We start from the raw sequence: 25331 nt of genomic DNA on the forward strand, positions 1-25331 counted from the left end.
TTACATTTACTAAACTTTGCAAATTCAAGATATAAAAATCGTATCATGGTTATTAAGATATAAGCAATGTATTTTTCTTGTAGATAGTCCAAACGACATAGTTTATTTCTAATATAGTTCGAAATAAATAGCTATTATGCTACCATTCTAACATAAATTGTATTTTTTTAAGTAGTTGTTTTTTTGCAAAAATGGACATTTTGTAACATTTTCGATATTTTTTATATATAATCATAAAATTCTCTTACTTACTACACAATCTTCTCTATTTCATTTAGTTGTATTTGTAGTAAAATAGATAATAATCATTTTAAAATTACACAGAACATTTGATGAGGTGTTTAAATTGGATCCAAAACAAATTGAAGAAATCATGGACGTCATAAAAGAGTTTTTCCCTGAAAATACGTCAATCGCTATTTCTAATGCTGACGAATACGTCTATTATCAACCAAGCAAGAAAGTTGACTTAAAAATCAAACCAGGTGACCCAGTAAAAGAAGGTTCAGCTGCTTTTAAAGCAATGAACTATGGTCAAAAAGTTAGCTCATATATTGAGCCAGATGTATTTGGTGTTTCTTATTTCGGCATGAGTATCCCTCTTATTGACGAAGGAGAAACTAAAGGTGCTATTACAGCCATCTTCCCACAAAAGCCATCTCCATTCTTAACAAATTACATCACAGTTAAAATTGATGATTGCTGGTACCCTATCAAGCATAATCAAGTGATTTATCTCGAGACACAATTACGCAAAACATTTGTTAAAACAATGAATCGTGAAGGTTTCCATCGCTTAAATTTAAGTGACTTAGAGCTATTTTTAGCGCCAGATTCTTTCATTCGTTGCCATCGCTCCTACATTGTTAACATTGATTACATCGAAGAAATTCAACCAGACTCTCACTCAACATTCCTATTAATTATGAAAGATGGTACACGCATTCCAGTTAGCCAACGTTACGCTAGCTATTTCCGTCGTTCTTTAGGTTTCTAATCTTCAGTAAAACAAAGTCGAAAATCCTTTTTTCGACTTTGTTTTTTATACATATCTCATTCGCTTTAATCACCCTATTTCGCTATCTACTTCAAGACTAAATATCAATCGAAACAACCTTTAAACGCTCGTTTTTACTTTTTTTAAACGCTTTCATGTTATAATTGGGGTAAATGTGACAATTTGGTGATAGTATTGTTGAAAGAACGCTGCATAGTTAGTTCGATTAATATACAGAAAATTTAAAAATTTTCTGTCAATTAATACACATTCATAAACAAAAACTTTTAGGGGAGGATTTTTTAATGAATGCAACTTTACAAAATCGTTTAGGTGTTAAAGAGCTTGAATCTAAAGTCGTTTCAGCTACAGAAGCTGCCAAATTAATTACAAATGGCGCTGTGGTTGGGATGAGTGGCTTTACGCGTGCTGGGGACGCAAAAGTTGTACCTATGGCTTTAGTTGAACGTGCTAAAAATGAAGATTTTAAAATTGATGTATACACAGGCGCATCTTTAGGGCCTGAGGTAGACAAATTTTTAGCAGAAGCTGGTGCTATTCGCAAGCGTGGACCATTCCAAGGAGACGCTGGTATCCGTAACATGATTAATGCTGGGGATATCATGTACGTTGATGCACACCTTTCTCACAATGCTGAGTTAGTGCGTCAAGGCATTATCGGTCCAATCGAATACTTAATCGTTGAAGCAGTAGCGATTACTGAAGACGGCTTAATTATTCCAACAAACTCTGTTGGTAACTCACCAATTTTTGCTCAATATGCTGAAAACATTATTATTGAGTTGAACGTTTCACACCCAGAAGCACTGATTGGTATTCATGATATTTATGTACCAAAAGAGCAAGGTAGTGAGCGTGAACCAATTCCAATGACAGATGCGTCTCAACGTCTTGGTGAAATTGGTATTCGTGTCGATTTAGACAAAATTAAAGCGATTGTCATTTCTGAAGAGCCAGATGCACCTTCTTTAATTGTGCCACCAGATGAAGAAACACAAACAATGGCCAATATCTTACTTGATTTCTTCCGCGATGAAATCAAAGCAGGTCGTTTAACAAAGCAGCTAATGCCTTTACAATCCGGTGTTGGTTCTGTAGCAAACGCTGTGCTTGATGGCTTTGCTGACTCTGAATTTGAAGACTTAGTTGTAGCTTCTGAAGTTTTACAAGATGCTGTATTTAACTTGATTGATGCAGGTAAAGTGAAGTTTGCTGCTGCAACATCTATTACTTTAACAGAAGAATTACAGAAAAAAGTCTATGGTAACTTAGAAGCTTATGCAGATAAAATTTGCTTACGTCCACAAGAAATCTCTAACCATCCTGAATTAATTCGTCGTCTAGGTTTAATTTCGATCAATACAGCATTAGAGTTAGACATTTATGGTAATGTAAACTCTACTCATGTATCAGGTACACGTATGATGAATGGTATCGGTGGTTCAGGTGACTTTGCACGTAATGCACGCTTGGGCATCTTCGTAACAAAATCATATGCTAAAGGTGGCGCAATTTCGTCAATCGTACCAATGGTTTCTCATGTAGACCATACAGAGCATGATGTTGATGTCATTGTGACAGAGCAAGGGATCGCTGACTTACGTGGCTTAGCTCCAAAAGAGCGTGTTGGCTTAATCATTGAAAACTGTGCTCACCCAGACTTTAAAGAACAGTTATGGGATTACTATAACCGCGCATTTGAAGCAACTGGTGGTCATCAAACGCCTCACTTACTAGAAGAAGCGTTATCATGGCATGTGAACTTAGCTAAAAATAAAACAATGAAATTATAATATGAAAAGGGATGACGCTATATAAACGTCATCTCTTTTTTTGAGTAAACTAACTTAGCCACTCCGTTTTTTATCGTGTATAATAGAGCTGATGTATGAGGGGAATACATGAAATACGGAGGAACTATGAAATATTTTATTTATGCGATTATTTTCTTTTCGTTTTTTGATTTATTTACCCAACTGCCTGTTATGAGTACATTTGCTGACTCTTTAGGTTCAACAGCTTTCTTAACAGGATTAGCTGTAGGTATGTATTCATTATCAAATACTATAGGGAACATTATTTCCGGCTTTTTGACCGATCGAAAAGGGCCTTTCGTTATACTAGTCGTTGGGTTACTTACGACTGGCGCTGCATTACTTTTATATAATTTTGCAGACAACATTTATATTTTACTAGCTATTCGTTTTATACATGGCTTAGTTGCAGGCTTCATTGTACCTGCTGCTTTTACGTACTTAGCAAATGGTTCTGCACAAGATAAACGTGGAAAAAACAGTGCCCTATCTGGAGCTTTTGTTGGTGTAGCCGCAATTGTTGGGCCTGCATTTAGTGGCATATTAGCAAAGAAAACAAGTGTACCTTTTGTATTTTCTATTACAGCTGTCGCTATGCTTATTCTAGGCTTTATCGCTTATTTCACCTTGCGTAAATGGCAACTGCATAAAAAAGTGGCACAAAAAAAGGGCTATGCGCCCATACGAGCCTTCTTCACAAATAGCGGCACACTCGCTGCGTTTTTAGGTGCATTCTTTTTAATGTTTTCTCAAGGTGTTATCGCTTATCTATTACCATTACAAGCACAAACACTTGGTTACGACTCACGCTTATCTGGTACATTATTAAGCACATTTGGCATTGTGGCTGTACTCGTTTTTATTTTACCAACAAATCGCATCTTTGACCGAGTAGCACCATCCAAAACATTTGCGATGGGGATTGGTTTGATGGGCATTAGCCAAATAATGATTGGACAAGCGGATGGGCAAGGTATACTCTATACTGCTATGGTCGTTTATGGGGTTGGCTTTGCTTTTTTATTTCCATCACTCAATTCTTTATTAATTGATGCTACAACGCCTGATGTACGAGGAAAAGCATACGGTTACTTTTATGCATTTTTCTCTATTGGTGTAGTAGCAGGGTCGTTTGTACTGGGCGCATTAGATTTAAGTCTTACAGGTGGCTTTTCGCTTACAGGTATTATTTTATTAGGTGTTGCCATCAGTGCGCTCTTTATTAAAACTCAACATCAAACCACATAAAAAAACGCTCTAATTAGAGCGTTTTTTTATTCTTTTTTATCGTCCGACTCTTGTACTTTATCGTCTTGTTTTTCATTATAATATTGTACGGTTGTTTGAGCACCTTCACTCACCATCTCATTTTCTTCAATCTTTAAATCAGAAGAACCTGCTGCTGCTTTAGCCGTATCTTGCAATGATTCCGCTTCTGCTTCTTTTTGGTTTGATAAATTTTCTTTTTGTGTATTAGCAAAGTCTGTCACTTTTTCCTTTGCCATCCCAACCATATCTAATACTTTATCTCGATTTTCTTTTTTACGTAAGTAGCCTGCTGCCCCTGCAATAAGACCTGCAACGACTACACCTTTACCTTTAAATTTTGCCATGTTAGTGTTGCCCCTTTCTCTTTTCTTGGATAACTCACTATTCCCTGTAGAAAGAGCATTCAAACCTTCATTGCTTAAATCTTCTGTCAATGGTGAATACAACATATCTCGATGTGGCAAACATTCATACGTATAAGTCTCTGATACAGGGACAAAACCAAATGAATGATAAAAGTCTGTCAAATAATCTTGCGCTTGAATAAAGATCGGAGGATTTCCCCACTCCGTATAAATTGTATGCATAATGGTTTTCATCATCTTTTTACCTAAACCAGTACCCCTTGTTTCAGGCGCTGTAATAATGCGACCAAAAGAAGCTTCTTCAAATATCTCACCTGGTGGCAACATACGTGCATAAGCTAATAACTTATTATCAACCATATGCATCAAATGTAATGCTTGTTGGTCGTGGTCATCTAAGTCCTCATAGTAGGTTTCTTGTTCAACGACAAATACATTAATACGTAATTGTAGTATTTTATAAAGTTCATCTTTTGTTAATTCATCATACGTCTTAATTGTAAACATCTTCTAACCTCCCTCTCCTCCTAGTTTAACATGATTCATTTAAAATACTGTAAAAAAAAAGCCCAACCTTATTACATTTCGTAACAAGGTTGGGGCTCGCATTATGCTTTAACGTCGTTGTACGTGTCTCTTTTAAATGCTGTAACTACGTAGGAACAAATCGCTTCCATTTTGTAATTATGTTTGCGTGCATAGTCTGCAGCTGTATCTAATAATTGTTTAGCTACACCTTGACCACGCAACGCGTCAGACACAAATGTATGGTCCATCTTCATTATGTTACCATCTTGTACCCAAGAGATTTCAGCAATCACTTTGCCTTCTTGTTCGTTAATAAAAGCAAATTGATTAGCGCCCTTATCTTGTAATGTGAATTCCATCATTCTCACCCCCACTTTTAGTGTAGCATAGGAATGGCTTATTTAAACCAAGAAGCTATTGTATCCACAATATTTTGGAAGAATGCTTTCACTTTACCCCAAAAACCATCTTCAGATGTTAAACTATCAATTTTGTCGCCAATGGATTGGCTTAAATCGTTTAATTGGTCTGTCCATTTGCTAAAGTCAATATTTAACCCACGAATTTTATCCATAAGGTCAATTAGCATTTGACGATCTTGCTCACTTAAATTAATTTCTAATTTGCTTAATTGATCATTAACAATTTGTTCTACCTCTTCACGTGATGTTGGTGTATTTTCAGCAATTTGTTTCTTTATTTCTGTTAATAATTCCGCTACTTTTTCATCACTGACGTCTGAGCCTTGTGCAATCGTAGTAGCTACATTTAACTCATCATTAGCCACATCTGTGCGCTCTGTGTCTAATGTCTCCCCTGAACGTTCCTCATAAGCTTTATAAATCCCTGCTAGTGCTGAGTGTCCAGTCACTGGTTTAGGCGCTGCTACCTCAACTAATGCATCTTCAATACCTGCTGTTAACATAGCATTAGCATAAATATCACTTGTAATCTCAGTAATATTTTTAGGTGTCACAATATCAATGACTAAACCTTCACCTTGATTTTTCAATGTAATTTTAGCGGATGAAAACATTTGTGCGTTTGGATTACTATTTGAAATATAGCGGTTTAAATCGCTGCCTGCTACTGTAATTTCTTCTACAGTATCATCATCTGCGATATTTAATGATTTCTTCACTTCTTGTTTCTCTGCTTCACTTAAGTTTGCACCATATACTACAATTGGTACACCTAAACGTTCATCAATGACTTTAGCAGCCAAGGCATTTGGTACGATGGCTACCAATAATGCAAATACAGTAATAAAAGCTACTATTTTCTGTTTCATTTTATGACCTCCCTAGTCATTATTTATATACGAAAAAAGAGCAAGTAGGTTCCCCTAACTCACTCTTCATTATGACGACCTATAATTTTTCTGTCCAGCCTTCACTTTGTTTAATTTTTCCTGCCTTCATTAATTTGCCCAATGCACGTTTAAAAGCAGCCTTACTCATTTTAAACATATCTTTGATTTCCTCTGGTGATGATTTGTCGCCAAAAGGCATTTTACCGCCTACCTGCTCTAAATAATCTAGGATTTGTTGTGAATCATCGTCAATACGTTCATGCTTGCGTGGCAATAAGGAACCATTTAATGAATGATCGTCTTTTGTATCAATTACGCGAATAATCACTTCTTGACCGAGACGAGGCTCTTGTTTCATTTCACTATTGTGTACAAAAATACGATATGGCACATCTACACCTAATAAAAATGCGCCCACTGGTAATAAACGATATGGTCTCGCTTTAATATTTTGGTTAAACAATTCTTCAAAAGCACCTTCATAACGTTCAGACACTTTTTCTTCCGTTGCTAAGCGGCCATATAAATGCCCTGCCTTATCTACACGTAATGTTACGTATAAATGGTCTCCTGCTTGTGGCCACAGCTCTTCAAGTGCGGGGAGGTCTTCTGCTGGTACTAATACTTCACGTGAAGTACCAATATCAATATAGGCACCTTCTTTTGCTACTTTATACACACGCGCCCAGTCATAGTCTCCTTCTAGAATTGTAGGTATTGCGGTTGTAGCAGCTAACTCACCACGTCTATCATGGAATAAGAAAACTTCTACCTGATCGCCAATCGCTACTTCTTCTTGGATTTCAGACATGTTTATTGGGATTTCAATCTCACCGTTTGTTAATAGCCATTTCGAATTTTCTTCGGCTAATACAGTTAGTTTAACAACTGTACCTGCTTGTAATTTATTCATCATTATATCCTCACTCTTCTCGTAAGCGAATTTGTTCTAATTTTTCTTGGATTGTTACATCTTCTTCCATAAGTTGTACTAAATCTGCAATGCGATCTATAGAGTGCCAACTTAAATGATGTTCAATTCCTTCCACCTCATCGTAGATTAATGTTTCATTAACCCCTATCAACTCTAAGAAACGCTCTAATAACTCATGTCGTTGCACTAAACGTTTACCTAGTTTTTTACCTTTAGGTGTCAAAGTTAAGCCACGATATTTTTCATAGTTCAAATAGCCATCTTTATCTAATTTTTGAACCATTTTCGTTACAGAAGAAGGAAGTACAGATAATGCTTCGGCTATGTCGGATACTCGAGCATATCCTTTATTATCAATTAGTAAGTAAATTTGTTCGATATGATCCTCCATGCTTGGTGTCGGCACTTCGTATCCCTCTCTTTCATTTAGTCGTACTTAATAGTTTACTACATTATGAAAAAAAAAGTGAGTAACAGTATGCAATTCTCAATAAAGATGACGAAAAAGAAGCATTTATGACATTCAAAAAGAGCAGCTCATTTGGCTGCTCTTATATTAGGTTGTTTTCTCTAGATGTTAGATGATTATTGATGGTTAGGTTTTTGACCAATCGTGTGAATGGCATGAATGATTGTACGATTCATACGTTCTACTTGGTCTTCGGTGTTTAATTTTGCAAAAGCCTCGTTACGATCAGCCTCATTCGTTACATAATAACTTGGTAACTCATTTAAAACCGCTGCGATAATCTTTGTTTCACAGTGTTCACAATGACAAAATGTTTGGTATTCTACGCCTCTTAAATAAAACCCAACTAAACCTGTTATAATTTCCTCTGTTACATTCACCAACATTGTAGTTGCCATATCCTACTTTCGCCTCATTTGTACATATTATCGTATCTGAACCAATGATAGCGAGTTTTTTTACAAATATCAATGAAACATGCATAATATATTTTTTTATGCGAATAAAATTACTACATTATGACTTTTGTGTCCTCATTAGACGTAGTGAATTTAGAACTACTAATAAAGTCGCACCCATGTCTGCAAAAATCGCAATCCACAAAGTTAGCCAACCAGGAATGACAAGCAGGAGTGCTATAGCCTTCAAACCTAGGGCAAAAGCAATGTTTTGCTTAATGATATTCAGTGTCTTTTTACTCAGACCAATAGTGTATGGTAATTTAGTTAAATCATCCCCCATTAAAGCGACATCTGCTGTCTCTAATGCGGCATCCGTACCAGCGCCACCCATAGCAATACCAACTGAAGCTGTTGCTAATGCAGGAGCATCATTGATGCCATCACCAACCATCGCTACTTTGCCATATTGTGCACGTAAATCCTTCATTGCACTTAATTTATCTTCTGGTAATAACCCTGCTCTCACATCCGTCATACCTAACTCAGCTGCAATAGCTTTTGCTGTTGGCTCTGCATCACCTGTCAACATTACGGTATGCTCTACATGTTGTTTACGTAAACGCTCAAAGACGCCTTTACTTTCTTCTCGTACTTGGTCAGCAATTCCTACAATCCCTAACATTTTCTCATCCGTACAGGCTGCAATCACAGAATGACCAAGCTCTTGCATTTCTTTGGCTTGTGCCTGTACTGTTGCATCTAGCTTAACTAAACTAGCAATCCATTTTAAGCTACCTACATATACGGTCTCACCATTTACTGTGCCATATGCACCTTTACCTGTTACAGATTGGAAATCTTGAGGTTCAATGATGTCTACTTTTTCTGCTAAAGCTTTTGTTAAGATAGCACGTGCTAATGGATGTTGTGAAGGTTTTTCCACCGCTGCAATTTTATATAATACATCGCGTTGATCTTCAGTAGGTGCTACCACTAGCTTTGTTACCTCTGGTGTACCTTTTGTTAATGTCCCTGTTTTATCGAATGCTACAGCTTTAATATGACCAAGCTCTTCTAAATATACGCCACCTTTAATTAACACTCCTTGGCGTGCTGCATTACCAATCGCTGTCACAATCGCTACTGGTGTTGAAATAACAAGGGCACAAGGACAGCCTACAACTAATGTAGCCAAACCTTGATAAATCCACGTTTGCCAATCCCCTGTTATCACACCTGGAAGGACTGCTACAAGTAAAGCAATTAGCATAATAACAGGTGTATAATATTTTGCAAATCGGTCAACAAATTTTTGTGAAGGCGCTTTTTCTGCCTGTGCTTCTTCTACTAAATGAATAATTTTTGCAATAGTAGTATCCTCAACACGTTTTGTAACGCGGACTTCCATCGCACCTTCTTCATTTAATGTCCCTGCAAAAACCTCGTCCCCTACTACTTTATTTACTGGTACAGACTCGCCCGTAATTGCGGCTTGGTTAACAGTCGATAAACCCGTTATAACAACGCCATCCATCGCAATTTTTTGCCCAGGTTTTACGATTAGAATATCATCAATTTGAATATCTTCCGTATTTAATTCCATTTCGTGATAATGGTCGCCATCTGCACGCTTCACTAATGCTACTGGTGGTGCAATATCCATCAAACCTTCAATAGATTGACGTGCCTTATTCATAGAATATGCCTCTAATGCCTCACTAACGGCGAATAGGAATACAACAACTGCGCCTTCTTTCCACTCACCAATAATCGCAGCACCAATAACCGCAATGGTCATTAATGTTTTCATATCAAAGTCAAAGCGGATAATATTTTTAAAACCTACTCTAAAAATATCAATGCCACCAATCACAATAGCCGCAATAAATATACTCATTGGTATACGAGAATCGGCACCTAACTGTGCATCTGCTGTATAGCCTGCCACGATAAACACTAATGAGATAAACGCTAAAATATTTTCTTTACGTTGATAAAAAGGTACAGACTTAGGTTTTGTTCTTTCTTTTGCAGACGTTACTTTGATTCCGTCAAATGCTCCTGCTTCTTCTAACTGGTCAATGCTTGCATCGCCCACAACAGTTATTTTAGAAGCACCAAAATTCAACTGAACATCTTCTACACTATCGATTTGTCGCACATTTTTTTCAAATTTAGCCGCACAACTTGCGCAAGATAAATTATGTAAGCGATATTCTTGTTTAGTTGTCATTATCTTCACCTTCAATCGAATGTTCATAAGCAATCGTTACAATTTGATACACATGGTCATCTGCTAAAGAGTAAAACATTTGCTTTCCCTTACGCTCTGCTTTAGCCAGATGATGTTCTTTTAAATAACGTAGATGATGTGAGGCTGTAGCTACAGACGAGCCAATAATTTCTGCTACATCACACACACAAAGTTCTTCTTCTACTGTTAAAGCATATGCAATTTTTAAGCGTGTTTCATCTGATAATGCCTTTAAAAAGACAGCAACACCACTTAAATCAGGAATCTTCTTTTGTACACTCTCTACTTTTGTAAGGTTTGCCTTTGTTACTTCACAACAGGTATTTGTCATGACATTCACCTCATTCAAATGATTATTTGATTATACTATAACATCTATTCCCTATTCATTCAAACATTCGTTTGAATGTGTAATCTTTACGATTTACAAAAAAAACACGAAAAATCAAATTGATTTTTCGCGTTCTACTATTAAATAAATGGGGCAATGGTCACTGCCTAATACCATATCATGCATTTCTGCTTCTTTAATATGTGCTTGTAATGATGCAGAAACGATAAAATAATCGATGCGCCACCCTATATTTCGCTCTCTGACCTTGTTCATATAAGACCACCAGCTGTAACGGTCTGTGGCTTGTGGATATTTATGACGAAAAGTATCGATAAATCCTGCGGCTAATAATTGAGACATTTTATCACGTTCTTCTACCGTACAGCCTGAATTACCTTCATTAGACTTGGCATTTTTCAAATCTAATGCTGTATGTGCTACATTTAAGTCCCCGCAATAAACAACGGGTTTCTTTTGCTGTAATACAATTAAATATTCTCTTAGTTCTTCCTCCCACTGTAAACGATAGGCTAGTCTCGCTAAATCGCGTTGTGCGTTAGGTGTGTATACATTCACAAAATAAAAATCTTCATACTCCAATGTGATAATACGTCCTTCTCGCTCTGTTTCATGATCGCCTACTCCATAGTGAACATGTAAAGGTTGCTTTTTTGTAAATACTGCTGTGCCTGAATAACCTTTTTTCTCTGCATAATTCCAATATTGATAATAACCTGGCAAATCTAATTCCACTTGCCCTGCCTGACATTTTGTCTCTTGTATCGCAAAAATATCAGCATCTTGAGCATAAAAATAATCTAAAAAACCTTTTTTTACACATGCTCGAATGCCATTAACATTCCATGATATATATTTCATCAGATAAAACCTCCTAAAAAAAGCCACACTGAAAGACATCCTCTCAGTGTAGCTTTCTACTATTATTTATCATCACCAACTATTTTTACTTCACGCTCTAAATCAATACCAAACTTCTCTTTGACAACGCGTTGTACCATCTCAATAGTTTGGATGTAATCCGTTGCTGTTGCAGCACCCTTATTAATAATAAAGCCAGCATGCTTTGTCGATACTTCGGCATCACCTACACCTTTGCCTTGCAAACCGCTATCTTGAATTAATTTACCCGCAAAGTTCCCAGGGGGACGTTTAAACACGCTACCTGCCGATGGAAATTCTAGCGGTTGTTTAGATTCTCTTTGATGTGTAAGGTCTGCAATTTTTGTATCAATTTCTTGCTGATTGCCTCGTGCTAGTTGGAAGGTTGATGATAAAACGTAATAACCTTCTTTCGCAATAATGCTCGTGCGGTAACCAAGGGCTAGTTGCTCTTTAGATAGTGTTAAGCGCTCGCCTTGAGGTGTCAATACTGTGGATTCAATAATAACATCGTTAATCTCTCCACCATAAGCACCTGCATTCATTGCCATTGCTCCTCCAATTGAGCCTGGAATACCACAAGCAAACTCAAGCCCTGTTAGTGACTGGGCTGCCGCTTGTTTAGAGACTTCTTTAATTAAGGCTCCTGCTTGGGCATAAACACGCTCATCTGTAATGGTAATCTCATCTAATTCGGAAAATGTAACAACAATCCCCCTCATACCACCATCACGTACTACCATATTAGACCCATTGCCTAGCATTAATAAAGGTACTTGATGTTCATACGCATAACGCACAACTAATTGTGCTTGTTGCTCTGTTTTTGGTAAAGCAAAAATGTCTGCATTACCCCCTAATTTTGTCATTGTATATAAATGAAGAGGTTCATTAACTTTGATTTGTTCATGTCCGATTAAATTTTGTAAATCTGCAATCCATTGTAGTTTTGTCATCCCGACCTGTTCCCTTCTAAATGTTAAATCCAAAAATCATCTTCTCTAGTTTACCGAGTTTTTTCGAGAAAGTAAATTACGCGTATCATGTTGCCACTATTTCCTATTACTTCCCTCTTTTTTGACACTATTCCGCCATTAAATCGTTATAACAGCTAAGGAGGTAGATTGATGATTATTAAAACACTCACTCATGATCATGAACAAGATTTGTCTACTATTTTACAACTATGGAATGCCAATGCGATCGAAATGGCTAGCGAGGCTTTAACACATCAAGATATACAAGCTATTCAAACGCAACTTCTCACATTAATGAAAAGTCCTTATGCTAATGTTATTGTAGCCAAAAAGAATAATGTCGTTATTGGCTATGCTACTATGACAATCCATCATGATTTGGCAGAAGATTTTTATTATGGGTTAGTAAATGAATTATTTGTCATAGCAACTAATAGACGTAGTGGCGTCGCTAGTCATTTAATCACTGCAAGTAAAGAGTGGTTTGTCACTAAAAACATCGAAGCTGTTCAAATTTATGTTGCACTTGATAATCCAAAAGCTGTTGAAGCATTTAAAGCTAATGGCTTTACGCCTGAATTTACATTATTAATGAATGATTGACCCCTAACACAATATAAAAAGTGGTAAAGGAAATTAACGATCTCCCTTACCACTTTTTTTTATCACTTATATTACGGACGACCATAACCTACAAGGTAATTTAACCATGTGCCGCTAATTGGCTCTACTGTTACACCACTATCTTGTGAGTTAATCATCATGCCGCCACCTAAATAAATACCTACGTGTTGAATACCTGAACCATAACTAAAGAATACTAAATCTCCCGCTTGGGCTTGGTCAGCTGCCACACGTGTTGTCGCTAAATATTGTTGTGCAGCTGTACGCGGTAAAGAAATACCTGCTTTTGCGTATGAGTATTGTGTTAAACCTGAACAGTCAAAGCTTGTTGCAGGGCTAGCACCACCCCAATTATATGGCATGCCGATATATTTATGCGCTTCAGCAATAGCACCACTCACACCACTTGCCACTGGTTTTGATGTTGCTGGCGGCTCTACTGTAGGTGTTGTCGCTGCTTTAGCTTGAGCAGCGGGTTGTTGTACAGCATTTGGTTGTACAGCTGCTTGTTGAGCTGCAAATTCTTGTTCTTGTAATGCGCGTAATTCGGCTGCTTTACGCTCTGCCTCTTGGCGTTCACGTTCTAAACGTTCTTCTTCTTGTTTAGTCGCAATTTGTTCTTTTAATTTTAATGATTTCGCTTCATTTTCTGCTTTTTTAACTTCAATTTCGCCTTCTTGTTTTTGTAAAGCACGGAATTGTTCTTGTAATTCTGCTTGTTTATCAGCTAATACTTTTTTCTGTTTCTTTAATGCTTCGTTATCTGCTTTTTGTTCTTCAATTAATTGCTCATCCGCATCTAATAACGTTTTAACAGCTGTTACGCGATCTAATAAATCTGAAATACTTGATGCGCTAAATACAGCATCAAAATATACGTTCATATTTGAATCATTTGCTTGGTATGCAGCCATACGTTCACCTAATAATTCACTGCGTTTCTCAATACGCTTAGTTGTTGCTTCGATGTCAGCATCAACTTTTTTAATATCTGCTGCTACCTGTTCAAAAACTTTTACTTTTGCATCTAATTCTTCTTGTAATTTATTTAATTCACTTGCTAAGGCTTTTACCTCAGCATCGATTTTTTCTTTTTCTGCAATCATTTCTTGAGATGTTTCTTCTGCGCTTGCTTCTAATGGAGCGACTGCACTAAAAGTTAAACCCCCTGCTAATGCTAATGTTAACCAAGTGCGTTTTGTATACTTTGATACCACTATTAATCCATTCCTTTCATAACTTGTGTTCATCTATATACCGTGTCTATTGTTTTATACCTACGTTGTCATCTTGCCTTATTCATTCTAGCACTTTTTATTTAGCAAGCACATCATACGCTTTAGTTTTTAATCTAAAGGTAATAGCTGAAATATCTTTGTAATATTTCAGCGTCTAGAAAACACGCTACAATACTACTTTTATATAATAAATCTAACCTTTCACATTTTAGACACAAATAAAAAAAGCTAAAGATATTACATTTGTAACATCTCTAACTTTTTATTACTTTTTCGTATCTCGTAAAGCTTGTATCGACAATCGCACAAGTAAAATAGCACATAAAAACAAGCCTAGATACGCTGTTGTGTTTAAATACACCGCATATGGTTTATGAATAAATTGAGAAATGGCTAGTAAAGCTACTGAGATAATGCCAAAAGTTATGCCAACTAATAGCAATACTAACTTGGAAAAAAGCTGTGTAATGAAGCGAGCGTTATGTTCATCTGAAAAAATATCATGGTGTAATATAATTTTACCGCTTTCTACACGCTGTATTAATTGGTCCAATCGTCGTGGCATTTTGCGGATAGTAGGTAGTATTTGCGCTAATTCTTCTTCGATTTTTTCTTTAGTAGCCAATGGTTCTTTTAAAGGTTTTAAAAAGACTTCCTTCATATAACTTGCAGAAAATTCCTTTGCTTCTGTGAAAATATCAAAGTCCTCATCGATTACGCGCAACGTCCCGTCTAATGTCACAAAAGAACGCAAGGCAAGTGCTACTGACGAGTAAAATACCAATTCAAAATCTCTTACTACTTTAAAAAGTGAGTACACTAATTCCTCGGTCGGAATACGGTCAACATAAGAAACTCGCAACAATAATTGGTCGATAGCCTGCTCCATACGCGCTCGGTCGGTTGGGTCGTTCTCTTCGACTAACAATGTTAATCCATCATATACAATACTGGCATCCATATGTTGAATCCCCATTAAAAACAATTTTAAGCCCTCTTGTTGTGTAACACCTAAACGTCCAACGGCACCGAAATCAATTAACACAGGCTTACCTGTTTGTTCATCAATAAAAATATTTCCTGGATGTGGGTCTGCATGAAAAATGCCTGCATGTAACATTTGTTCAAAGAAAGAAAACAAAACCGTTTGGGCAAAGGCATGGCGGTCGATATTCATGCGTCTAAAGTGGAAATCAGCAATAGCTACACTTTCTCCTTCAATATACTCCATCACGATAATATCATCATCGCTATATTGTTCGTAAATTTTAGGAATACGAATGGCATACTGACTCGTTGCTAATGCTTGTTTTACTTGCATTGTATTGCGAACTTCGATATCAAAGTGAATTTCTTCTGCTAGCCCTTCCGCAAAACTAATCGCTAATTCTTTAAATCCTAAATTAGCTGCCCATGCAGACTTACTGGCAAACCAACTCGCAAACTCTACAAGTATTGTGACATCATTCATCATTATCTCTTTTACTTCAGGGCGTAATAGCTTTACGACGACTTGCTCCTTTGTTGTACGTAATGTTGCCCTATGTACTTGACCGATAGATGCAGAGGCAATGGGCTTTGTATGAAAATCAGCAAATACTTGATCTACATCTTCACTTAGTGAGTGCTGTAAAATTTTATGAACCGTCTCCTCTGGTAGAGGTGGCACACTTTGTTGTAGTTTTGACAGCTCTTCAATAAATATTGGTGAGAATAATTCTTTACGTGTCGATAGTACTTGGCCAAATTTAATAAAGATACCACCACATTCTTCTAATGTTTTACGTAGTGCGATGGCTAACTCTCGTTCATTTTCACGTTGTCTAGCATATTTAATTGTTTGCACAACACCATTGGTCACAGCTACTCTTAATACTTGACGTAATCGCTTTTGCTGTTTCCAGTATAAGCGCAATCTCGTCCAGAATGAACGTTGCCCTCTAGCATCATCTACAGCAATTCCAATTGGATCAAATAATTCAAAAATCAAATACAATAACATGGAGGTGAGCAGCATGCTGCCAATCCAAACTAATGTACTCACTTCAAGGAACACATTGAAAAGACTGCCTTTTAAAATATCAGTATATTGCAAATAAGAGAACCAATACACCGTTGATGTTAAGATAATACTTATCGAAACGGACAAAATTCGCTTTGTAAAAGTAAGGGTCGTTCCAATTAAACGCCCTGTTACAAAATAAATAAAGACACCTGCTATGATTACTTCAATACCAAACTTAATGTATAAATCAAGCATACTCTGCACCTCTCTTTCCTCTGTATTATACAAATAATTATAGGCTATCACCTAATCAATACCCTTAAAAGAATGAGATGTAGCTTACTTTTATTCTCCTGTTAAAAATAAAACACCCCCATATCCGTTAGTCGCTGTAATAACGACTACACGGTGGAGATGTTTTATTTACACTTTATTTTGCTTTGGAAACGACTTCTTCCCAATTAATTGTACCGTCTTTTACTTGTTGACGTTTTTCTTTATCCATAATATCTTTCGGACGTTCGATACCAGGGAAATCTTTGTCATGGTTTTTCCACTCTGGGCGATCTTGCGATAAAATAAATGCTGCTAGATCGGCTGCATCTTGATCAGTGAGTGAACCTTCATTACCTACTGGCATATTTTGTTGTACATAACCTGCCATTTTACTTAAACGTGATAAACCTGCTCCGTCATTAAATGAATCTGGCCCCCATAAGGCAGGGCCTGTATTAGCTCCTGTACCTGAACCATCTGCTGCGTGACACGCGATACATGATTTTTGATATAATTCTTCCCCAGCTGATACGTTAGGGACTGGCACTTCATCCATAGTGTTCTTCATTGCCCAGTCACGATCCGCTCCAACAGGTACACCTTCAGAAATATAAGTGAAGTAAGCAACCATCGCTTTCATTTCTTCACTATCTATTTCAAATTTCTTACCATTCATACTGCGTACCATACAACCATTGATACGATCTTCAATTGTTAAAATATTACCCGCTCTTGGCATATATTGTGGGTAATCTGCTGTTACACCTACTAAAGAAGAAGACTCTCTATCGTAACCAGCACCAGCATGACAGCTTGTACAAGATAAATTATTGCCTACAAAATCTGCTGCTACTGTGTTTGTTTCATTGACTAATTCATGTCCATAAAGAATCGCTTCTTTCATTGGACCATCTGGTACTTCCTCAATACTCGGCGGATCATATGGCACAGTGGTTGTCGATGCGCCTACAGCCGATGTTGCTGGTGCAGCACTTTCACTATTTAACATTTTATCTCCATAAACTGCACCAATTATCATAGCACCTATTAGTGCAATACCCGTCGCAACTCCTGCAAATACTTTCATAGTATACCCCTCCTTGTATGGTTATCTTCATACTAAAGGATAAGAGAATGTGACGCTGTGATTTTTCTCACACTTCCTTCACTTTTTTACAGGAGAATCAATTTCATCAATTAATTCTGTTAAAATATCATCTGTAACAGGACCTGTTATTTGATGTTCAATAATGCCTTCTTCATTCAAGATAAATGTCGTTGGGATTGTCATAATACTATATTGAGGTGCAATATCCCCTTTTTCATCTAATAATACAGGGAAGTTCATACCATATTCTTTAACAAAACTTTGAATGCTATCAATGCCATCATCTTGGAATGTTAAATTAACTGCGACAATTTCTGTATTTTGTTCTGCTGCTTTTTCATTTTTATATTTTACTAAGTGTGGTACTTCTGCTTTACATGGTGGACACCATGATGCCCAGAAATTCAACACAACTTTTTGTCCCTTATAAGAGGCGAGGTCCACTTTTTGACCAGACAAGTTAGAAGCTGAGAATGCTGGTGCTGGTATTGCGTCGGGCTCTTTAGGTACCATTTCGTCTGATGAGTCCATTCCTTGGCGCTCTTGTTTCTTCTCTGTTGCTTCACGTTCTTTTTTCATTTTCTCTTGTTCTGCTTCTAAGGCTTTGCGTTCTTGTGCTTGGTCATATGCCGAATACCCTGTGTAACCAATAGCTATCATGACAAGTAACACAAGTAACCACTGTATTCCTTTTTTATTTTTCAACATGTACCCTCCTAAGTATTCACTTTCTCATCATTTTGCCATAGAAAAAGTCATGAAGCAAAATCTCTGTTTCATGACTCCTTGTTTTTTATGAGCAATTACCATCTATATCGCAGCTTGTACCTTGTGCTGTAATTGTGAATTCTTTTTGTTTTTCTACATAGTTAGCTGTTTGATGTAAGGTGCGGATAAACACTTCATCTGGCTCAGCCCCTTTAATACCATAACGATTTTCAAATACAAAAAAAGGGACACTATTAACACCTATTTGCATGGCTGCATAACGGTCTTCGTCTAACGCCTGCATATAATCTTGTGAATGATATACTTGCTTTGCCTGTAAAACATCTAAACCAACTTCATCAACAATTGCTAAAACTTGTGCCTCATCGTTCAAGTCCAACCCCTCTGTAAAGTAGCCTTGTATCAAACGATCAAACAATACAATATCTTTATCATATGCCGCCGCCCATTTTACGATGCGATGAGCAGTTTCTGTATTAGCCGTTGTCATTTTTTCAAATTGATAAGTCAAACCGACTTCTTGTGCACGATATTGTATGCTATCCATCACTTCATTCATCTTTGTCACATCGCCATTAAACTTATCTTTTAGTGCCTGTAAATAACGCGGGGCATGCTCTTTAGGCGTCTCTGGATGAAGTTGATACGCACGATAGATCAATTCCACCTCTTCTTCGTAACCTGCTTCTTTAATTGCTCGTTTTAATTGTGTTTTTCCGATATAACAAAATGGACAAACAAAATCTGTAAATATTTCTATTTTCATTTCCCTTACCTCCTATACTAGATAGGGTATATTATTTTGTAAAAAAAGGGCGGAAACCCTAATAAATTAGTTCTCCGCGCCAATCTAAAATACCACCAATCATATTATATGCCTCAATATCAAATTGCCTTAAATACATTGTAGCATTCGCACTACGTGCCCCGCTCCGACAAATCATTATCATTTTTTTGTTTTGTTCTTGTAATGATTCTACTGCTTGTGGGACCTCACCCAATGGAATGTGTAAGCTATTTTCAATATGTCCAGCAGCTACCTCATCTGCTTCTCGCACATCAATGAGTAAAATATCCTCTTTCGCTTCAATGGCTTGTAATACCTCATCCGTTGTCATTTCATACATGATATAGTCTCCTTACATCTGTGCTAAGCACGAATTATGTAAATACTATATCACTTTATCGTTTTTAACACACGGTCAATGGCTCTTTACAATTAAATTTACAGCATCTTGCACAGCCTCATCCATTTTACCTGTGTCACCTTTGGCATCTTGCACACAGTCTAATAAATTAGTACTCACAATAACACCAATAGTACGATCCACTGCGGAACGCACTGCTGATAATTGCGTAACAACATCTTTGCATGATTGCTCATCTTCCATCATGCGTAATATCCCACGTAATTGACCTTCAATACGCTTAATACGATTTTGCGCTTTACTATCATAACTCATGTTCGTTCCTCCGTTTCTATCGTGACTTTATCCCATCATAATACCCCCGTATGTAATCGTCAAAAAAAACGCCTCATATTTGAGACGTTTCAATCCATGTTTTAACGCTAGCGTAATCATCACATCGAAAAGCAATTTTTTTATACTTTTTTTTGCGACCATACATCGTATAAACAATGACTGGTTCTTTTACATGGATAATCGCTTGTGGCGCACGCGGTTCAAAGTCTAAAACCGCAAAGTTAGCAATATCTTTCGCTAACTTACCCTCTGGCACATCCTCTTGTAAAGCTTGAATATTAGCTAACGGAATCGCTACGCGTTGCATTAAACCAAGTGACATATATAATGTACGATTTTGTACAGTGATCCCTTCTGTCCGAATTGCTTGGATATGCGCTACTATGAAAATGACACCATATATATTAACGAATAACAAAACATACGCCAACACTGCACTCTTCTCGTGTAAGAGCCAGTGAAACCCTATAGACTCTAACACAATCCCATGGATGAGCATAATCATCATCGCTAAATAACTTGTTTTTTGATGGATGGTTACTGTACGCAAAGCGGGCGCTCTCTTCCACCCCATAATAGCATAGTAAAACATTAATCCTTCATAACAAATCATTTGAATAATGGGTTGCTTTTTCACATGACGCTCACTCTCTTCAACAAAGGCAAATAACAAAGGCGATGATGAACGTTTAGTCGCTTGTATGATTTTAGGCAAGTAAAATAGTAAAACAATGATAAGTAATAATTCCATTAAAAAAAGTACAGCTTCCATACCTAATCCTACCCATGTTATAGCTTGATATGGCGCTAAATAAGGCGCAGGTATTGTAATACGTGCGATAATTGCGCCTAATGCAATGAGTAGAATAGCTTTCTTTAATGTGAATGATTTACGATAGGCCATCCAGAGCAGTGGTGCTACTATCATTAAATCAATTAAAGACCCTATTACCACGGCTTGCGTGTTAGCATTTACTTCGATTAACGCTAATTGATAAATGGCAATATTAGAGAGTACAACGATTAAAAAAAGACATAACCATATCGTGTGTCTTTGCTTCACTATGGCCATATTGTCATCCCTCCATTAATTTATAATAAATCTCGTCCTCGTCTTTCTCTGTAATTGTACCGATGATTAATCCCTTACCTTTGTTTGAAAATGTAATAAAGTGAGGCTGTGTATACGCGCTTAACTTGGGAAAACTTTGCGTGCGTTTATCTCGAATAACAGGGTAATAAATAATATGTTTGCGTTGTGTTGCTACAAAGAAAAAGTCCTCTACAGCGAAACGATAATTACTCGCTAAAAATTGTTGCAGCTCTCGGTCATCTTGAATAACCACTCTAAAACTAGGTATCGGGGTTTCATAAGTATGTTGTCCTTGTAGTTTACGGACAGAACCAACATCCCCTAACCATTCGATTTGGTGCTGTGAAATAATTTCACTGCGCATTTCATCATACGCTTCAAAGGTGATATATAAGGGATAGTCAAAATACGCTTTTGTCACATGATAAAATAACTGTGAAGCCAGCATTTCATCTGATGTCACTTTAGCTAATGTATATTCTCCAATGACTAAACAACGTAATTGTTCTTCAGTTGCTTTTATGATTTCCATAATGTGCTCCTCGTAAAGCAATATAATGAACGATATGCATAAGCTTCTTCAAAAGCTCTTTGGTATATTTGTTCTTTCTCTAAAATATCTTGTGTAGTTAATTCTGTTAACATCGTGGCTAATTCATACCAAATCGCTAATGGTGATGGTTGCCCATAATGCAACCAAACTTTCTTTAATTGCTGTACAGCTTGCTCCCAACCATCATCTTGTTGAATATCTTTAATTTGACCATCAATATAGCTGGCTAATTGTGCGAAGGGAGATGGTTCAGGCATACACTTACTATAGGAATCAAAAGCCTTTTGAATAAGCTCTGTACATGCTGAAGATGTATAACTCGCGATTGCATATAATTCTACTGCTTGTTTTCCATTATTAATTTCAACTAACGCCCAATCAATATAATCTTGTGCTGTCACAATTTTATGATTAATTTTAAACCACAACATCTTATAATCCATGGATGCCACATCCTCTCTACACTCTTATTTATACAGTAGCATAAAAAGAATTAGTCACCAAAGTTTTTTCGGATAATACGATGAATTGATTGTACATTTCATAGAATTTATTCTTTATACTAGGTCAATTGTACGTATTATACAAAATTACAGGTATATACTTAGCTATAGACGTTCTCAAACATTCTTAAACCTCGTATAATGCTTGTAGAAAGGATGACATGATGTATACAATTCAAATGACAACAGAGCAACAACTACAGCTAGAACGTGCACTTATGATTCACATATTAGGTGTGATTTCAGCCTTAGAGTCACACACCATTACATATCAAGAAGCTGACAGTCTTTGGTTCTCTAGTGATGTCGTAACTACATTAAAGAGAAAAGCGATTAAACATGATGTAATACACATTTTGCAGCAAGCACGTGAACTTAAACATTTATATGATCTGTTACCACATGCCGTACCTAAACATCTTAATGATTTACGCCATCAAGTGAATCAGTGGTTGTTAAAGCATGAAAAACATGAAATTACAGAAAATATCTGGCATTAATTAGGAGGAGGCACTTTTATGAGTCTAGTATTACAAAAATATACCGCAGATGGCAGCATACTGTTACCAACTATCACATTACCTACACATGAGCAACAGATTATTGGCATTCATGCTGATGTAAAACGTGTGGCTTACTTTACCACACACTTCGCCAACCATGCAGATACTTTTGTATTACAACGTACACCTTATCTCTATCGTTTCTTGCGTGTGAAGGAGTATTTTTCCTTCTTAATACCATTGTACGATTCTCCCCTAACGTCAGCACAACTCATAAAAATGATGCAAGTCACTCACTTGGCTAATCAAAAGTTAAACACACTCACCTATAGTGAGAAAAAGGTAGTACAAAGTGCCTTACTGTTTTTAACACAAGAAAATTATTTACTAATCGAAGAGCCTTTTCAAAATATCGATGAAGCTAATAGCTCTCTTTTACAAAATATTTTTCATAAAGTCGCACAAAATAAAGATACAATGCTATTATCTAGTAATTTTCATGAAGTGGTGTCAGGTGCAGACGTACTTTATAAGCTGAATGAGCGTGGTTTACACCATATCGAAACCGAAAATGAAGTTACGCCACACTCCGAAACAGACATTAAATTTGAAAAAATCCCGACACGTCATGAAGAAAAAATTATGCTTTTTAATCCTCCAGAAATTGACTATATTGAAAGTTTAGATGGCCAAGTCTATGTGTATGTAAATGGCGATGCTTTCCAGTGTTCTCTTACACTGCAACAACTTGAACAACGTTTACTTCCTTTTGGTTTTTTCCGTTGTCATCGTTCTTATATTGTTAATTTACAAAAGGTACGAGAAATCATTACATGGACTCGCAATAGTTATAGTTTAGTTTTAACAAGTGACACTACCAATCAAGTACCACTATCTAAAAAAAGATTAACAACATTGAAATCTATGTTGGGCATTTAATTTCCTGGGAAATTAAATGCTTTTTTTATGCCACTCACATAAAAATAACTGCCATTCATCCAAGTTTCATAGCGTACATTAAGTATTTATTTTATGCTAAAGCTACGAAATTCAAGGAGGCATTTAAAATGAATCATATTATTGAAGTACAAAATGTTTCAAAAACATTTCAACAACATACGGTTATAGACAAACTATCTTTTCATGTTAAACAAGGCGAAATTTTTGGTTTTTTAGGCCCTAGTGGCTCTGGTAAAACAACTACCATTAAAATGTTAACTGCACAACTTGCCAACTCTAAAGGTCATATTCAATTGTTTAATGAAGATGTATCTGAGTTAAAAAAATCAAAAAAGCGTGGTCAATTCGGTGTCTTAACAGATAATAGTGGGCTTTATAAAAATTTAACAATAGAAGAAAATTTACAACTTTATTGCGGGCTTTATGACATTAATAAAAGTGAAATTGACTATGCTTTATCCTTTGTTAATTTAACTGAGCATAGAAAAAAGAAAGTAAAAGAATTATCAAAAGGAATGACTCAACGTGTCACTTTAGCGCGCACCATTTTACACAAACCAAAGCTATTATTTTTAGATGAACCTACATCCGCACTTGACCCTGTTAATGCAAAACATATTCATGATGGTTTACTCGCATTAAATCAAGCAGGCACTACTATTTTCTTAACTACTCATAATATGCAAGAAGCTAATGATTTATGTGATCGCGTAGCGTTTCTGAATCAGGGTAAAATACAATTACTAGGTGAGCCAGAGCAATTGAAACGAAAATATAGCGATCAAACGATTCACGTGACACTTCTCAACGGAGAGTCGCATATTTTAAAGCAAACAGCAGCAGATGGTCAACAACTTGCTCAGTGGTTTGCTACCCAGCAAATTGATAAAATCGCGCACCATGAACTAAGTCTAGGTGACATATTTAGAACTGTAACAGGAGGCAACTTATTATGAATCTTTCATTAAAACGCATTAACAGTATTTTTCAAAAAGACTTGAAGGAATTTTCTCGTAACTATGCGATATCTAGTATGTTACTGATGCCACTAGTATTTGCCTTTATTTATGGTCGATTAGGTACAGAAGATGGTGTATCTTTAATGATACATTTACTCGTTGTTAACTTAACGTTTGGTATGTGTACCGCTTATATTCAATGTTGCTTACTAGCTGAAGAAAAAGAGCATCACACATTACGTGGCTTAATGCTTTCCCCTGCTTCGATTTTAGATATTTTACTAGGGAAAAGTTTATTAACGTTTATTTCATCAGCTATTATTTTAACATTGTCTTTAAAAATCACGCATTTCAACCCAGAGCAATTATGGCTTGCGATTGTTGTTTTCACTTTAAATATTATTTTTTATATTGGTGTTGGCACATTATTTAGTTTAGTTACCAACTCCATTGTAGGAGCATCATTTGCTTCTTTACCTGTCATGCTCATTGCTGTAGCTGGTTCATCAGTTGTGCCATTTGCAGACAAACATATCATCTTTAAGCTGATTACCTATTTACCAGGAGGGCAATTATATTACTTATTAGATGCGCCAAGTCAAGCGGTCTTAATCAAGGGTCTTATGATTACGATTGCATGGGTAGTAGTTGTCTGGGCCATTACAGCACTACTTTATAATAAGCAGCTGACAAAATAAAAAAAAGGCTACTTTCACTTGTC

28 protein-coding genes are annotated in these 25331 nt (G+C 36.5%); 8 read left to right on the top strand and 20 right to left on the bottom strand.

The features are described 5' to 3' along the window. The first annotated feature begins 346 nt into the window (after window positions 1-346). The 3 genes from IEW44_RS09795 to IEW44_RS09805 all read left to right on the top strand — a co-directional run bounded on the left by IEW44_RS09795 (window position 347) and on the right by IEW44_RS09805 (window position 4080). Window positions 347-997 (top strand): LytTR family DNA-binding domain-containing protein, encoded by a 651-nt coding sequence (locus IEW44_RS09795; protein WP_188614869.1) that lies wholly within the window; start codon window positions 347-349, stop codon window positions 995-997. A gap of 305 nt (window positions 998-1302) precedes the next feature. Then, on the top strand, window positions 1303-2811 hold the full coding sequence (gene scpC / locus IEW44_RS09800) for a succinyl-CoA:acetate CoA-transferase ScpC (protein ID WP_188614870.1): 1509 nt from the start codon (window positions 1303-1305) through the stop codon (window positions 2809-2811). 126 nt (window positions 2812-2937) lie between these two features. After that, window positions 2938-4080, top strand: coding sequence for an MFS transporter (locus IEW44_RS09805; protein ID WP_188615060.1), 1143 nt, complete (start codon window positions 2938-2940; stop codon window positions 4078-4080). 26 nt (window positions 4081-4106) lie between these two features. On the opposite strand, the gene IEW44_RS09810 is transcribed toward IEW44_RS09805, so the two are convergent. The 10 genes from IEW44_RS09810 to murB all read right to left on the bottom strand — a co-directional run bounded on the left by IEW44_RS09810 (window position 4107) and on the right by murB (window position 12554). Then, on the bottom strand, window positions 4107-4973 hold the full coding sequence (locus IEW44_RS09810) for a YbyB family protein (RefSeq protein WP_188614871.1): 867 nt from the start codon (window positions 4971-4973) through the stop codon (window positions 4107-4109). Between the two features lie 101 nt (window positions 4974-5074). Further along, on the bottom strand, window positions 5075-5353 hold the full coding sequence (locus IEW44_RS09815) for a GNAT family N-acetyltransferase (RefSeq protein WP_188614872.1): 279 nt from the start codon (window positions 5351-5353) through the stop codon (window positions 5075-5077). A gap of 38 nt (window positions 5354-5391) precedes the next feature. Next, the gene (locus IEW44_RS09820; RefSeq protein WP_188614873.1) at window positions 5392-6285 is read right to left on the bottom strand and encodes a DUF1002 domain-containing protein; all 894 of its coding nucleotides are present in this window, start codon (window positions 6283-6285) and stop codon (window positions 5392-5394) included. 79 nt (window positions 6286-6364) lie between these two features. Further along, window positions 6365-7219, bottom strand: coding sequence for a CvfB family protein (locus tag IEW44_RS09825; RefSeq protein ID WP_188614874.1), 855 nt, complete (start codon window positions 7217-7219; stop codon window positions 6365-6367). A 10-nt stretch (window positions 7220-7229) separates the two neighbouring features. Then, window positions 7230-7646: a transcriptional regulator MntR gene (gene mntR, locus IEW44_RS09830; RefSeq protein ID WP_188614875.1), complete on the bottom strand. Its 417-nt coding sequence runs from the start codon at window positions 7644-7646 to the stop codon at window positions 7230-7232. Window positions 7647-7825: 179 nt separating this feature from the next. Next, a complete protein-coding gene (locus IEW44_RS09835; protein WP_188614876.1) occupies window positions 7826-8107 on the bottom strand; it encodes a late competence development ComFB family protein in 282 nt (93 codons plus the stop codon). A gap of 118 nt (window positions 8108-8225) precedes the next feature. Then, window positions 8226-10343, bottom strand: a complete 2118-nt coding sequence (locus tag IEW44_RS09840) for a heavy metal translocating P-type ATPase (protein ID WP_308421641.1) — start codon at window positions 10341-10343, stop codon at window positions 8226-8228. Next, on the bottom strand, window positions 10333-10695 hold the full coding sequence (locus IEW44_RS09845; RefSeq protein WP_188614878.1) for an ArsR/SmtB family transcription factor: 363 nt from the start codon (window positions 10693-10695) through the stop codon (window positions 10333-10335). The genes IEW44_RS09840 and IEW44_RS09845 overlap by 11 nt, the downstream gene beginning before the upstream one ends. Window positions 10696-10809: 114 nt before the next feature. Beyond that, window positions 10810-11577, bottom strand: a complete 768-nt coding sequence (locus IEW44_RS09850; protein WP_188614879.1) for an exodeoxyribonuclease III — start codon at window positions 11575-11577, stop codon at window positions 10810-10812. A gap of 62 nt (window positions 11578-11639) precedes the next feature. After that, window positions 11640-12554, bottom strand: coding sequence for a UDP-N-acetylmuramate dehydrogenase (gene murB / locus IEW44_RS09855; RefSeq protein WP_188614880.1), 915 nt, complete (start codon window positions 12552-12554; stop codon window positions 11640-11642). Between the two features lie 171 nt (window positions 12555-12725). On the opposite strand from murB, the gene IEW44_RS09860 reads away from it, so the two are divergent. Continuing rightward, window positions 12726-13178 carry a GNAT family N-acetyltransferase gene (locus IEW44_RS09860; RefSeq protein ID WP_188614881.1) on the top strand — a complete coding sequence of 151 codons (453 nt, stop codon included), beginning with the start codon at window positions 12726-12728 and terminating at the stop codon, window positions 13176-13178. A gap of 71 nt (window positions 13179-13249) precedes the next feature. On the opposite strand, the gene IEW44_RS09865 is transcribed toward IEW44_RS09860, so the two are convergent. The 10 genes from IEW44_RS09865 to IEW44_RS09910 form a co-directional block, all read right to left on the bottom strand. After that, the gene (locus IEW44_RS09865) at window positions 13250-14416 is read right to left on the bottom strand and encodes a C40 family peptidase (RefSeq protein WP_229704216.1); all 1167 of its coding nucleotides are present in this window, start codon (window positions 14414-14416) and stop codon (window positions 13250-13252) included. Window positions 14417-14702: 286 nt separating this feature from the next. Then, the gene (locus IEW44_RS09870; RefSeq protein ID WP_188614883.1) at window positions 14703-16697 is read right to left on the bottom strand and encodes an ABC1 kinase family protein; all 1995 of its coding nucleotides are present in this window, start codon (window positions 16695-16697) and stop codon (window positions 14703-14705) included. A gap of 175 nt (window positions 16698-16872) precedes the next feature. Continuing rightward, window positions 16873-17805 carry a c-type cytochrome gene (locus IEW44_RS09875; protein WP_188614884.1) on the bottom strand — a complete coding sequence of 311 codons (933 nt, stop codon included), beginning with the start codon at window positions 17803-17805 and terminating at the stop codon, window positions 16873-16875. Window positions 17806-17883: 78 nt separating this feature from the next. Further along, on the bottom strand, window positions 17884-18531 hold the full coding sequence (locus tag IEW44_RS09880) for a peroxiredoxin family protein (RefSeq protein ID WP_188614885.1): 648 nt from the start codon (window positions 18529-18531) through the stop codon (window positions 17884-17886). A gap of 88 nt (window positions 18532-18619) precedes the next feature. Further along, window positions 18620-19321, bottom strand: coding sequence for a DsbA family oxidoreductase (locus IEW44_RS09885; RefSeq protein ID WP_188614886.1), 702 nt, complete (start codon window positions 19319-19321; stop codon window positions 18620-18622). 58 nt (window positions 19322-19379) lie between these two features. Continuing rightward, on the bottom strand, window positions 19380-19682 hold the full coding sequence (locus IEW44_RS09890) for a rhodanese-like domain-containing protein (protein ID WP_188614887.1): 303 nt from the start codon (window positions 19680-19682) through the stop codon (window positions 19380-19382). 75 nt (window positions 19683-19757) lie between these two features. Continuing rightward, window positions 19758-20018 (bottom strand): metal-sensitive transcriptional regulator, encoded by a 261-nt coding sequence (locus IEW44_RS09895; protein WP_188614888.1) that lies wholly within the window; start codon window positions 20016-20018, stop codon window positions 19758-19760. A 73-nt stretch (window positions 20019-20091) separates the two neighbouring features. Further along, on the bottom strand, window positions 20092-21111 hold the full coding sequence (locus IEW44_RS09900) for a beta-carotene 15,15'-monooxygenase (protein ID WP_188614889.1): 1020 nt from the start codon (window positions 21109-21111) through the stop codon (window positions 20092-20094). Between the two features lie 4 nt (window positions 21112-21115). Next, window positions 21116-21664: a hypothetical protein gene (locus IEW44_RS09905; RefSeq protein ID WP_188614890.1), complete on the bottom strand. Its 549-nt coding sequence runs from the start codon at window positions 21662-21664 to the stop codon at window positions 21116-21118. Continuing rightward, entirely contained in the window at window positions 21652-22128 is a 477-nt protein-coding gene (locus IEW44_RS09910) for a hypothetical protein (protein ID WP_188614891.1), read from the bottom strand. The genes IEW44_RS09905 and IEW44_RS09910 overlap by 13 nt, the downstream gene beginning before the upstream one ends. Window positions 22129-22352: 224 nt before the next feature. On the opposite strand from IEW44_RS09910, the gene IEW44_RS09915 reads away from it, so the two are divergent. From IEW44_RS09915 to IEW44_RS09930, 4 genes are all read left to right on the top strand, one after another. Continuing rightward, entirely contained in the window at window positions 22353-22688 is a 336-nt protein-coding gene (locus IEW44_RS09915; RefSeq protein ID WP_188614892.1) for a DUF3969 family protein, read from the top strand. A gap of 18 nt (window positions 22689-22706) precedes the next feature. Then, entirely contained in the window at window positions 22707-23630 is a 924-nt protein-coding gene (locus IEW44_RS09920; RefSeq protein WP_188614893.1) for a LytTR family transcriptional regulator DNA-binding domain-containing protein, read from the top strand. 128 nt (window positions 23631-23758) lie between these two features. Beyond that, entirely contained in the window at window positions 23759-24607 is an 849-nt protein-coding gene (locus IEW44_RS09925; protein WP_188614894.1) for an ABC transporter ATP-binding protein, read from the top strand. Then, a complete protein-coding gene (locus tag IEW44_RS09930) occupies window positions 24604-25308 on the top strand; it encodes an ABC transporter permease (protein ID WP_188614895.1) in 705 nt (234 codons plus the stop codon). Before IEW44_RS09925 ends, IEW44_RS09930 begins: the two co-directional genes overlap by 4 nt. Window positions 25309-25331: the final 23 nt, after the last annotated feature.

The sequence above is a fragment of the Lysinibacillus alkalisoli genome (assembly GCF_014643595.1).
Classification (GTDB): Bacteria; Bacillota; Bacilli; order Bacillales_A; family Planococcaceae; genus Metalysinibacillus; species Metalysinibacillus alkalisoli.